11 protein-coding genes are annotated in these 12,210 nt (G+C 70.1%); 5 read left to right on the top strand and 6 right to left on the bottom strand.

Annotated features, from left to right (window positions below; all coding sequences use genetic code 11):
• Positions 1-65: 65 nt before the first annotated feature.
• Positions 66-581 (bottom strand): hypothetical protein, encoded by a 516-nt coding sequence (locus AMD30_RS21610; RefSeq protein WP_055477043.1) that lies wholly within the window; start codon positions 579-581, stop codon positions 66-68.
• Between the two features lie 72 nt (positions 582-653).
• Here AMD30_RS21610 and AMD30_RS21605 point away from each other — a divergent pair, with 72 nt between their 5' ends.
• Together AMD30_RS21605 and AMD30_RS21600 are read left to right on the top strand one after the other, a co-directional pair.
• On the top strand, positions 654-1,493 hold the full coding sequence (locus tag AMD30_RS21605; protein WP_055477042.1) for a GNAT family N-acetyltransferase: 840 nt from the start codon (positions 654-656) through the stop codon (positions 1,491-1,493).
• A 44-nt stretch (positions 1,494-1,537) separates the two neighbouring features.
• The gene (locus AMD30_RS21600) at positions 1,538-2,755 is read left to right on the top strand and encodes an alkaline phosphatase family protein (protein ID WP_055477054.1); all 1,218 of its coding nucleotides are present in this window, start codon (positions 1,538-1,540) and stop codon (positions 2,753-2,755) included.
• A 41-nt stretch (positions 2,756-2,796) separates the two neighbouring features.
• Here the strand turns inward: AMD30_RS21600 and AMD30_RS21595 are convergent, their stop codons facing one another.
• The gene (locus AMD30_RS21595) at positions 2,797-3,930 is read right to left on the bottom strand and encodes a DNA polymerase IV (protein WP_055477041.1); all 1,134 of its coding nucleotides are present in this window, start codon (positions 3,928-3,930) and stop codon (positions 2,797-2,799) included.
• A 33-nt stretch (positions 3,931-3,963) separates the two neighbouring features.
• A complete protein-coding gene (locus tag AMD30_RS21590) occupies positions 3,964-4,680 on the bottom strand; it encodes a hypothetical protein (protein WP_055477040.1) in 717 nt (238 codons plus the stop codon).
• 285 nt (positions 4,681-4,965) lie between these two features.
• On the opposite strand from AMD30_RS21590, the gene AMD30_RS21585 reads away from it, so the two are divergent.
• Positions 4,966-5,610: an Rv1733c family protein gene (locus AMD30_RS21585; protein ID WP_055477039.1), complete on the top strand. Its 645-nt coding sequence runs from the start codon at positions 4,966-4,968 to the stop codon at positions 5,608-5,610.
• A 32-nt stretch (positions 5,611-5,642) separates the two neighbouring features.
• Here the strand turns inward: AMD30_RS21585 and AMD30_RS21580 are convergent, their stop codons facing one another.
• The 3 genes from AMD30_RS21580 to AMD30_RS21570 are packed head-to-tail and all read right to left on the bottom strand — an operon-like array spanning position 5,643 to position 10,838.
• Entirely contained in the window at positions 5,643-7,565 is a 1,923-nt protein-coding gene (locus tag AMD30_RS21580) for an Hsp70 family protein (RefSeq protein ID WP_055477038.1), read from the bottom strand.
• A gap of 45 nt (positions 7,566-7,610) precedes the next feature.
• Complete coding sequence (locus AMD30_RS21575) at positions 7,611-9,428, bottom strand: dynamin family protein (protein ID WP_055477037.1); 1,818 nt, start codon at positions 9,426-9,428, stop codon at positions 7,611-7,613.
• Positions 9,429-9,455: 27 nt separating this feature from the next.
• Complete coding sequence (locus AMD30_RS21570; RefSeq protein WP_231632817.1) at positions 9,456-10,838, bottom strand: GTPase; 1,383 nt, start codon at positions 10,836-10,838, stop codon at positions 9,456-9,458.
• Between the two features lie 217 nt (positions 10,839-11,055).
• On the opposite strand from AMD30_RS21570, the gene AMD30_RS21565 reads away from it, so the two are divergent.
• Together AMD30_RS21565 and AMD30_RS21560 are read left to right on the top strand one after the other, a co-directional pair.
• Positions 11,056-11,430, top strand: a complete 375-nt coding sequence (locus tag AMD30_RS21565) for a hypothetical protein (protein WP_055477035.1) — start codon at positions 11,056-11,058, stop codon at positions 11,428-11,430.
• A 63-nt stretch (positions 11,431-11,493) separates the two neighbouring features.
• On the top strand, positions 11,494-12,033 hold the full coding sequence (locus AMD30_RS21560; RefSeq protein WP_010844550.1) for an RNA polymerase sigma factor: 540 nt from the start codon (positions 11,494-11,496) through the stop codon (positions 12,031-12,033).
• The last annotated feature ends 177 nt before the right edge of the window (positions 12,034-12,210 follow it).

Here is a 12,210-nt window from a genome sequence, read left to right as displayed (position 1 = left end):
TTTCGGGACCGGTCGCATGGACGCGTGCATCGACCCCACATCTGTCGATCTGGGGTTCGGGCGCGTCAGAACGTGCCGGGTGGTCCGCGAACGCCGTTGCCGCACAGCGCAGGTGCGGCCGGAACACAGGGCTGCGTCCAGAAGGCGGGCGCTGCCGGGCGCGCCGCGAGGGCGACCGGCGGCACCAGCGATCCGATGACCGTGCCGATCGAGGCCAGCAGATGCGCACCGGCGACGATCAGCGCCGCGCTGAGCGGGATCGCCACCAGGTGGGTGAGGAGCATCGGCAGCGTCGAGGTGCCGTGGGCGGCGTGCCCGGCGTCGAGCGCGAGAGCCCAGTGACTCGCCGCCTGCGCGACGGACAGGATGATCGTCGTCGACACCGCGGCCGTCAGGAATCGTCGCCGGCCCGGCGCGAGCAGCATCGAGGCGACCGCGCCGATCGCGACGCTCAGCAGGATGCCCGACGAACTCGGCATCGCTCCGCTCGCCGCACCGTGCGCGGCGACCGCCACCGCGGGAACCACACCTGCCGCGGCGACGCGCGAGAACGCGTCGGGCGATCGGAAGGTGCGGGACATGCCTTGATACTAGATCGGCGGGCTGGGCCAACCCCGACCCCGGTGCCGCCGGGCGATGACACAATCGTTCCCATGTCGGATGCAACCCTCGGTGTCGAGGTTCGAGAACTGTCCTCGCCCGACGAACTCGAGGACCTGCTGCGGATCTTCGACGACGTGTGGCGGCCCGACCCGACGAACCGTCCCGTGGGTACCGACATGCTGCGGGCGCTCAGCCACGCCGGCAACTACGTCGCCGGCGCCTTCATCGGCGACCACCTCGCCGGTGGCAGCGTGGCGTTCTTCGGCGCACCGGTCGGCGAGACCCTGCACAGCCACATCACCGGGGTCACCCGGCGCGGGCGCGGACACCAGGTGGGTTACGCGCTGAAGATGCACCAGCGCCGGTGGGCCCTCGAGCGCGGCCTGTCGACGATCACGTGGACCTTCGATCCCCTCGTCGCGCGCAACGCCTACTTCAACCTCGCCAAGCTCGGTGCGACGCCGATGCACTACTACGAGGACTTCTACGGCGAGCTCGGCGACGAACTCGGCGGGGACGCCGACTCCGACCGGGTACTGGTCGCCTGGGATCTGAACACCGCTGCGCCGTCGGGGCCGGGGGTTTCGGGGCCGCCGCAATCGGTGGACGAGCTGCTCGCCGACGGAGCGGTGTCGATCATCGACGTCGACCAACCGTCCCGCCCCGTCGCACACCACGAGCGCGTCACCCCCGACGCCGGCGTCGTCGTCGAAGTGCCGCGCGATGTCGAGTCGATGCGGGTGAGCGCGCCGCTCGACGCCGCCCGGTGGCGGATCGCGCTGCGCGATGCGCTGTCGCCGTTGCTCGTCGAGGGAGAAGCGCGTCGTGCCGTGCGATTCCTGCGATCGGGTCATTATGCCTTCGGTCCGGCCGGTTCGGGGGCCCGGTGACGGAGGCTGTGGACCCGCTCGCTCCGCTCCCGGCGTCCGAGGCTGTGGACCCGCTCGCGGCCGATCCGGCTCCTGCCGAACTGACCCCGACCGAACTGACCCCGGCCGACTGGCACGGCTTCCCCCACACGCTCGCCGACGTCCTGCCCGCCGCGTCGGTTGCGCTCGGAATCGCACCCGGCGGCGCGGGACCCGTTGTACCGCCGGGCGATTCGGTGGTGGTGCTGCTGATCGACGGACTGGGCGCGACTCTGCTGGACGACTACGCCGACCATGCCCCGACGCTGCGCGAACTGACGTCGACGACGCTGCGGGCCGGGTTCCCGGCGACCACCGCCACCAGCATCCTGAGCCTCACCGCCGGGACGTCGTGCGGAGTGCACGGGATCATCGGGTACAGCTTCCGCCCGGGCGACGAATGCCGCACCCGCGGGTCCCGGCGCGTTCTCAACTCGCTGCGCTGGACCCTCGACAACGCCTCCGGCCCGTCGGCGTTGATGACCTATCCCCCGGCCCTCGTCCGCACCGAACGTGGCAGCCTGGAAGAGCTGGCGGCCGAAGGCGTTCGGGTGACCTACGTGATGCCCGGCGAGTTCCGCGGAACCGGACTGACGATGGCCGCGTTCCGGGCCTCGGGGCAGTTCGTGCCCGCCGTGACCCCCGACGGCATCCGGGAGGCCGTGCTGACCACCCTGCGTCGCCGGAGTCGCCACCGTCGGTTCGTGTACGCCTACTACAGCGAACTCGACTTGGCCGGCCACATCCACGGCCCGGGGTCGGCGGAGTGGCTGGCGAAGCTGCATGTCGTGGAACGGCTCGTCGCCGATCTCGCTTCCGAATTGAACGACGGGACAACCCTTCTCGTCACCGGTGACCACGGGATGATCACCGCCGACCGGGCGATCGACATCGACACCTCACCCGTCCTGCTCGACGGAGTCGACGCGGTGGCCGGCGAGGCACGGGTCCGCCACGTCTACGCGACACCGGGATCGGCCGACGACGTGCTGAGCGGGTGGTCGTCGTATCTCGGCGACGCCGCCCACGTCGTCCCCCGGGAGCAGACCATCGACGAAGAATGGTTCGGACCGATCGTGAGTGACGCTGTCGCACACCGCATCGGCGATGTCGTCGCGGTGGCCCGCGGCAACACCACCCTCACCCGCAGCACGCGCGAGACGATGGAGTCGATGATGCTCGGCCATCACGGCGCCTGGACCGCCGCCGAACAACTCGTGCCGCTGATCGTCGCGTCGGGGTAGGGGCGCACCCTTCGAGGCTCGTCGCTTGCGCTCCTCGCACCTCAGGGAGCAGTGGGGGCGTCGTCGGTCACCAGGTCCAGGCGCACGCCCAACAGGCGGACCGGGCGGTCGATGTCGAATCTGCCGAGCAGGTCGGCGACCACCGACTCCAGCTCGTCGTAGTCGAGGCTCGGCGCCGGGAGTTTGCGCGACTTGGTGCGGGTGTAGAACGTCGTGGTGCGGACGGTCACCGCGACGCGGAAGGGCAACCGCTCCTCGCCGACCACCTGATCGAGCAACTCACGCAGGAGTTCGGCGGCAGCGGCGCGCATCTCGGTGGCGTCGGCGAGATCGGTCGCGAAGGTCCGGGACTTGGAATGCGAACGGGCCAGATACGGTTCGGCGGTGATGGCCGAATCGCCGCCGCCGCGACAGAGGACGTACAGCCAATTGCCCTGGTGCGGTCCGAAAGTGGCGATCAGGTCCTCGCGAGGGGTGGCGATCAGCTCGGTCACCGTGTCGACCCCGGCGGCAGCGAGTTTCGCCGACGTCTTCGGTCCCACGCTCCACAGATCGCGAGTCGGCCTGTCCCCCATCAGGTCCAACCAGTTGCGGTCGTCGAGCAGGAAGACGCGCGGGGCGTCGACGCCGTCACCGGGAGTCGTGGCCGGCGGGCGTTTGGCGAATCCGGTGGCCATCTTGGCGCGCTGCTTGTTGTCGCTGATGCCGACGCAACTCGTGAGCCCACATCGGTCGAGGATCTCCGACCGGATCCGTTCGGCGAGGTCGACGATGGCCTCGTCGTCGAAGGGGTCGACCTCCGCGCCGCGCGCACTCACACCGAGATACGCCTCGTCCCAGCCCCAGACCTCGACCGGATGGCCGGTGGCGCGCAAGACGTCCATGACGTCGGCCGACGCGGCGTCGTAGGCACTCATGTCGAGCGGCAGGTACACCGCGTCGGGCAACTTGCGGTGCGCTGCCCGCAGCGGCATACCCGCACGCACGCCCACGTCGCGCGCCTCATACGACGCGCAGGTGACCACCTTGCGCGCCTCCGTCGGGTCGCCGTTGCCGCCGACGATCACCGGTACCCCGACGAGCTCGGGCGCCCTCAGCCGCTCGACCGCCACCTGGAACTGGTCGAGGTCGACGTGCAGCAGCCACCGATATCGCTGCGGAACCGAAGTGGTCACGCCGCCCAGGGTAATCCCCGAGCGTCCCCGAGATCACCCGGCGATACGGACGTCGACCTCGCCCAGACCCGCCGACCGGCACGCCGTGCGCAACGAGTGTGGGTTGTAGCGCAGCACGGACAGCCGTCGGTCGGAGCCGTGACCGGCCTCGGCGAAGGCCGCACTCGCAGCGATGATGTGGTCGGTGAACTCGGCGCGCGCGGCGGGGTCCGCCTCCGCGACCACGCAGCGCAGCACCTGCTCCACGAGGGCGCGATCCCGATGGAGCGGCGGTGGCATGAGATTGAGTGCCGGAGAGGCAGTTCCGCAGTTCGTCGGGTCGGTCAGCGCATGCGACGCGGCAACCAGGTAGGCGACGGCGACCAGCGTCGGGCGCCGGTCATCGTGGTCGGGTCGCGAGACGGCGGCACGGTATGCCCGCACCGGCTCGGACGTCGCGACATCGGTCAGGTCGGCGTCGTGCCCGGGCCCGGTCAGCCCCAGGACGGCGAGCGCCTCATCGTGTGGAGACGGAACCTGTTCGGCGGCAACCGCTTCGGCGTGCATCAACCGCAGGCGAGCAACGATCGCCTGGTGCCGTCGAAGCGCGGCGTCGATCTCGGGCAAAAGATCGGCGGTCACCCCGAACACCGCGGAGTCCTCGGCGAGCGCCGCGTACCCGGACAGGACGATCGACTCCTCGATGTCGATCGCCTCGACGATCGCCGACGACGTGAGAAACGTGCGCACACCGCGTCTCGACGCGCGCACAGACAAAACGCTGGTCAACTGAACCCCTCCACATAGACCTCGAACAGTGACGATCATGAACACGACGACGAGCACGATCGGTGCCCCTCGAGTCGACCCCCTACGCCCCGGCCCCCCCACTGATGCGGCCGGTCGGGCGCAAGCTGAGGATACGCTGAGTCGAGGCGGTATGTGAGTCGAACGACTGAACTTGCGGGTTCGACGCCCGCATAGGGACCAAAGGCCCTGTCCCGGCGGTCCGCTTGCAACGACCATGTAAAGGGCGACCGGCATCAGGAGGGCGACATGCTGCGATTCCTCGCCCGCGAACTCCACAGCTGGCGTGTCATGCACGCATCGTCGAACGGTCTGGTCCGTCGCGGGGACCGTCTGGAAACCGTGACCCTGGTGATGCTATGGCTGGCCGCCGTCGCGGGTGTGATGATCGCCCTGACCGTCGGCGGCGACACCTACGCGGCACACAAGACGGCGGCCGAGAATCAGGAACCGCGACATTCGGTGAGCGCGACGATCATTCGCACATCGGGCCAGGGCAGCGGCGACCAGAGCGATCAGCCCAGCCACATCCAGGACAAGGTCATCCAGGACAGCGTCGACCAGAACGGTGCTGGCCCGGATTCCGACTACACCACCGTGGCGTGGCAGGACCCGAACGGCCACCGGCTCACGGCAGCCGTCGACGCCGAGCCGCTCGACTCCGTCGGCCGGGTGCGCGTCGTCTGGCTCGACGACTCCGGCTCGGTTGTGGACCCGCCCGTGACCACCACCGACGCCGTGATGGAGGGTCTCATCGCCGGGATCGGGGTGGGGATGTTCGTCGTGCTCGGGTGGTGGGGCTCGACCGTGCTCGTCCGCGCGGTCGCCGATCACCACCGGTCACGGCGGTGGGACGCCGAATGGCGTCAGTTCGACATAGACAGCCATCCCTGATCGGCGCCAGCTTCTCAAAGGCGCCGGGTGCGTCAGCCGCTGACGACCGCCCAGATGACGAAGGCCACCCAGGCGACGGCGCCGAGGATGTTGACCACGAGCGCCGTCGTGGTCAGGGCGTCACGCCGGCCGCCGGCGCGGGTGATCCCCACGACCGTGAGCACCAGGCCGACGACCGTGCCCAGGCACAACGGGAAGCCGAGAATGCCCACGATCAACCCCGCCAGGCCGAACCCGTTCACCTTCTCCGGCTGCGCAACAGGTTGCGCGGAAACGGGCTGGGCCGCAACCGGTTGGGCCGGAACGGGCGGGGCCGAAAGAGGCCGGGCCGAAACAGGCTGGGCGATGACAGGCTGCACCGGAACAGGCTGGGGCGGAACGGGCTGCGCGGAAACGGGCTGGGCCGCAACCGGTTGGGCCGGAACGGGCGGGGCCGAAAGAGGCCGGGCCGAAACAGGCTGGGCGATGACAGGCTGCACCGGAACAGGCTGGGGCGGAACGGGCTGCGCGGAAACGGGCTGTTGCGCGGGTGGCACGGAACCGGGCCGGCCCCGTACGGGCGAGGTCCCGGCAGGCATCCGGTGCAACCGGGACCACTGGTCGGGTCGTAGGTCGGCCGGACCGACGGCCCCGAACACCGCGCCCGGCTGGACGGCGGCCCCCGGCCGCAGGTCGAGGCCGTGCAGCGTGCCCGCCACCGGCGCGTCGATCGTCACCCGCCCGGCCGGGGAGTCGACCGTGGCCAGGGGCTCCCCTGCTCGCACGATCTGCCCGTCGCGTGCCGAGACACCGGCGATCACCGAGCCGGCCGGCAGCGACGGGAACGCGACACGACGAGCCCACATCCCGGTCCCGACCTTGTCGGTGTCGATGCCGGGGACGACATTGGTCGAGCGGAGGAGGCCCCCCTGCGCGACGACGACCTTCGGGTCACCGATCCGGGCGACGCGACCCACCGACGACAGCGCGGACTGCAACATCGGGATGCTGCTGGTCCCGCCCGTGACGTAGACGATGACGGGTCCGTTGGGTCCGGTGCCCGCGGCGTCGGCGCGGGCGATCGCATCCCGGGTCAGCTCGACGGCCCGTTCCACGAACGGCCCGATCATCGCTTCGAACTCGCGTCGGGTCAGCAGCAGCGTGTGCCGGGTACCGGGGAGTTCGATGACGGCCTGCGCGGTGTCGGACAGCGCTTCCTTCGCCGCCCGCACCCGGTCGGCGAGGGCGATCGCGGCCGCCGGGGCGCGGAGCCGGCCCGGGAGGTCGGGATCGAGTTCGGCGGCCTCGTCGTGCACCCAGCGGATCATCCGGGCGTCGAGGTCCCGGCCGCCGAGGTGGTTGTCGCCGCCCGACCCGGTGACGGTGAATCCCTCGGCACCGTCGCGGACGAGGACCGCCACGTCGCACGTGCCGGCGCCGAAGTCGAAGACGCACATCCGTTCGTCGCCGCTGACGTCGTGCCCGCGGTAGACGTAATACCAAGCGGCAGCGAGTGACTCGGAGGCGATTCGCAGAGTGTCGGCGGGGATGCCGGCGCGCTGGGCCGCGCGTCGGAGGACGTTCTTGCGCCGCTCGCTCCAGCGGTCCGGATGCGTCAGGACGATCGAGTCGAACCCGGGCAGTCCGCTGTGGCGCAACGCGGTGCGGTGCACGTGCCGCAGCACGGCGCCGATCAGATCCTCGACCGGCCAGAACCGGTCGCCGAGCTCGATCTCACCGTCGTCGATCCGCGACTTCGGGGTGTCCTCGAAGGCGTCGGGGGCCTGCAGCCTCCGCAGCACCGCCTCGTGACCGACGACGATGGACGCGTCGCCGGCGAACACCGCCGAGGGCATCGCTGGTCCGCCCTGCCCGAGCGGCACGATGACCGGCTCACCCAGCCCGACCCGATATGCGGCCGCAGTGTTGCTGGTGCCGAAGTCGATACACAGTCGCCGCCTGCTCTCCTGCGCCACGTGGCCACCTCCTCAGGTGCAAATCGTTGCACACGACACCGGTATTCATCCGGCGGGCGCTCGAAGCACGCGGGCGATCGACTTGCGCACGTTGTCCACGGCGACGATCTGATTGCGGAGATCCGCGGCGGTCTTCTCGCGTTCGGCCGCGGACTTCTTGGACTCGGCCGCGGCGTCGTTGAGGATCTTGGTCGACTCGGCCAGCAGCTTCTCGAGCAGTTCGTCGTAGGCGATCTGCAGGTCGCCGCTCGCCTGCGCCTTGATCGACTGCAGCTGGGACCGCACGTCGGCCTTCATGTCGTTGACCGCTTTCGTCAGCCACTTGCGGTGATTCTCCTTGCCGACCTTCGACGCGCGGAACCCGACGACCACACCCGCCCACACCGGCACCGCGACGACGTTGACCACCGGGATGATCGCCAACGGCCCGCCCGCGGCCACGATGGACAGCAGGATCGGGTCGACCATGTTCTTCCACGGCGAGATCTTCTCCTGCTGACGGAGCTTGAGCTCTCCCGCGCCGCCGGCGATCTGCCCGACGAGTTCGTCGGAGATGGCGGCGTCGGCGAACAGCGCATCGGCGATCCGCTCGATGCCGGCGACGAACGACGCGCTCACCTCGCGGGCCGCGGCCTCGAGGTCGACGGTCATCTGCGCGATCAGCTCCTGACCCGCCCGGTGCGGTTCGTAGAAGCGGAGCTTGTCGATCCGCGTGGACCACTGGCCGAGCAGCGTGTCGAAGCGGTCGCGCATGAGATCGTCGGTGCGCAGCGACGCCGCGGTGATGTCCTGAGTGAGGCGTGCCCGCCATTCCCGACGGCGATCCTTGAGGCGCTGGAGACGGTCCCGCTCGGCTTCGATGTCGGCTCGTTCGGCGGGGGTCGCGGTGGCGGCCTTCATCTCCAGGACGAGGCGGGTGCGGACGTCGTCGAGTCCGGCGAAGGTCAGCTGCAGCGCGTTGCGCACCGGGGACGCGGCACCCTCGCGGACCAGCGGGCTCAGGGCGTCGACGAGTTCTCCGACGCCCGACGCCGCGAGCGCCCGTTCGCGACGATCGGGATCGGTGATCGCCGCGGCCTGCGCGGCGATGCGGTTGGACACGCCGATGATCGGGATGTGGGCGAACCGAGGGGCGTTGGCGCCGATGAGTTTCCGGTTCTCGGCCACGATCGCCCGCCACTGGCGCATCACGAGGTCGGTCTTGGTGACCACCAGCACCACCGAGGCGACCTCCTCGCTGACGCTGCGCAGGAAGTCGAGTTCGGGTGCGCTCAGCGGTGCGGTCGCATCACACACCATCACCAGCACCGACGCCCCGCGAGCCGCGCTGACGGCGGCCTCGACGTGTTCGGGGACCAGCGACCCGACACCGGGCGTGTCGACGACGGTGACCCCGGGCAGCAGCGCGGCGTCGACCCCCACGCGCGCCGAGACCGGGGGCACGAGAACGGAATCGATGGGCGTGCCGGGCGCGAGACGTTTCGCGGGTACGCCTGCCGCGTAACGTCCGCCGACGGTGACCCAGTCGGCGAGCTCGGTCGCCGGGATGCGGTGCGCGGCGCCGGGGAACTCGACGAGGGCCGTCCCGGCCGGCAGGTCGTCGGTGGCGGGGGTGTACCGGACGTAGACCGAGGTGGTGATCTCGGTGTCGACAGGCGCGAGTCCGCTCACCCCGAGAAGGGTGTTCACCAGTGAGCTCTTGCCCCGGCTGACCTCACCGATGACCACCACGGTGCCCTGCGGCGCCGGCCGATCGCGGACGCGAAGAGCGCGGTCGGCGATCGCGTCCTCACCGTGCTTGCGCAGCGCACCGACCGCCGTCTGCAACACCGCCTCGGGCGCGGCGGGTTCCTTGGAAGTCACTGTCTGCTCTCCTCGTTCGCCATCGCGTCAGTTGACCCACAGTCCGCGCCGGATGAGTTGATAGGTCTGCTCGAGGACCAGCAGCGCCTCCCGTTCCGCCGACGTCGCCGCGAAGGCACGCCTCGACCGGCAGTCGGTGGCCCGCTGCCGCGCGGCGTCGGCGATCTGAGGTGGCGCGGCATTCGGCGGCAACGACAACAGCACGCGCACATCGCGACTCGCGACCACGAGGTTGAGCTCACCGACCAGTTCGCTGTCGGGCTGCCACCGGGCGAGGGCCTCGAGCGCGGTGACCTCGCGGAGCCGGTGCAGCGCGGGTGACGTCTCGGCCTCGTCGATGGCCTCCAGGAAGGCGTCGCGGCGCGCACTGCGGTAGGCGGACTCGCGCAGTGCGGCCAGAACGGTGCGGGCCTTGAGGATGTCGCCGACCGCGAGGAATCGCCGCCCGATCGCCAGTCGCAACTCATCGATACCCGAAACCCGGTGCAGCCATTCGCAATAGGCCCTCGCGCCCTGCCGCGCGATCTCGCCGCCCGCATCCATCGCGTAGGTGCCCACGAGTTGCTCGAGCCGACCCAGTTCGTCGACGTCGATCCCCGGCGGAGCAGGCATCCCGCCGTCGAGGATGGTCAGCAGCTCCCACGACTCGAGCTGCCCGCGTCGCGAGATCTGTGCGGTCTCGCGTTCGGTGACCCCGCAGACACCCGCCTCGGCCATCAGCCCCGACACCGCGACCACCGCGCCCGCGATCGCCGGGAACCGCCGCCACACCCGGCGCGCGATCTCCTGGGCCTTGAGCATCGGGTTGTCGGCGGCGATGAGGTCGGCCTGCGAGATCACCAGGATCGTGTTCTGCGCCGACGCCCCGGAGTCGGCGAGGAACGCGACCTCGTCGGCCTTCGGTCCCGCGGCGTCGTCGAGCAGGAACAGGATGACGTCCGGCCGGGCGAGCCGCCCCTGCCGGCCGAACACCCGCCGCGTGGCGATCTCGGCGGTGTCGGTGAACCCCGACAGACCGGGGGTGTCGACGACCCGGAAGCGCTCGCGGAGCAACCGCGACGGGGTGTGGACGACCGCGTGGTCGATCTCCTCGGCTGGTCGGCCGAGGTCGCCGCGCATGGGGCCGGGGAGTTCGGTGACCGTGCCGTCGAGGCCGATCACCTCGACCCGTTGCGGGTTGCCCTCGGTGTACAGCGCGGCGACCCGGGTGCACTCGGCGCGGTCGGTCGGGGCGACACGGTCACCGACGAGGGCGTTGAGCAGCGTCGACTTGCCCGAACTCACACGTCCGACGAGGGCAACCGTCAGCGGCTCGGCCAGCTGGGCGCGCAGGGCGTGCAGTCCCGCGGGGTCCGGCGACAGCGGGCCCACCTCGTCGAGCAACCGCTCCACGCGACCACGCACGGTCATGCGCTGCTCCACGAGATCTGACCTCCCGAGACATTTCCGAATCCGGTGGGAACATTCCGGGCTCGGCGGCACTCCTAGGTACGTGCCGAGAATTCTCCATCACTCCTCGGCGCCCGGCAGTCGACCGGATGACAGTATCCGTGTCGAGTACCCGCGCGTCGGAGAATCCGGCGGTACAGATATCGGATGACCGACACACCTGCAGAGGCGGAAGACCATGACCGACAACCTGGATGACAGCTTCGAAGACGGGGGTTCCGACGGGGACGGCTTCGAGGAATGGCTGCGTGACACCGATCCACCCGGTGAACTGAGCGTGCCCGAGGCCGCGTGGGACGCCGCCGTCGACACCGCCTTCGACCCGTCGTACGAACTCACCACCGACCTGACCGCCGCACCCGGTCCGGATCCGCTGGACGCCGAATCCGACGCCGATGTCGCCGGCTTCGACGACGTCGACGACGGCGATCCGCTGTCGGACGACGTCGCCGGGGATCAACCGGTGTCCGGCACGGACGACGACGTCTTCGGCGGAACCGAGGATTCGGTGGACGATCCCTTCGAGGCCGGGACGATCGATGACGACTTCTGAGAAGCGCGGCATCGAAAAGCGCGATGCGCTGCCACGGCAGGGAGGCGGCCCTACGATGAGCGGGTGCAGTCGTTGATCGACGAATCCCCGTCCGGCGCGGATCTTCTCGAACGCGCGCGCGCCGGAGATCAGGCAGCCTTCACCACGCTCGTCGAACAGCACCGAGACCGGCTGTGGGCCATCTGTCTACGCATCACCGGCAACCAGCACGACGCCGAGGACGCGATGCAGGACGCACTCGTCGCCGCATGGCGCGCGATCGGCAACTTCCGGGGCGACGCGCAGCTGTCGACCTGGCTGTACCGGATCGGTTCCAACGCGGCGCTCGCCCGCATCCGCAAACGCACGGATGCCGATGACATCGCCGATCACGACCCGATGAGCCACCTGGACGTCGCCGCGCAGGTCGTGGTGTCCGATCGCATCGCCGAAGCGTTGTCGCAGGTACCGGACGCCTACCGGGCGACTTTCGTGCTGCGCGTCTACGGCGAGTTGAGCTACTCCGAGATCGCCGAGGCGCAGGGCATCGGTCTACAGACCGTGCGCAGTCGCATCTCCCGCGCGCGCTCCATCTTGTCCGAGTTGCTCGCGGACCTGCGGTGACGGAAATGACGCGTGGCCCGCGCGACGGGGTAATCCGCGCGAATGAACGCAACGCGACTTCGGGGCACGGGGGAACAAACCGGGCCAGACTCACCTCCAAGTAACCAGAACCACTTCACCTCCCGGCGCCACCGCGCCGCACCCGAAAGGACCCCGCCATGAGCACCGAGATCCCCG

The sequence above is a fragment of the Gordonia sp. HS-NH1 genome (genome assembly GCF_001418765.1).
In the GTDB taxonomy this organism is placed as follows: Bacteria; Actinomycetota; Actinomycetes; order Mycobacteriales; family Mycobacteriaceae; genus Gordonia.
This window is presented reverse-complemented; position numbering and strand designations above follow the sequence as displayed.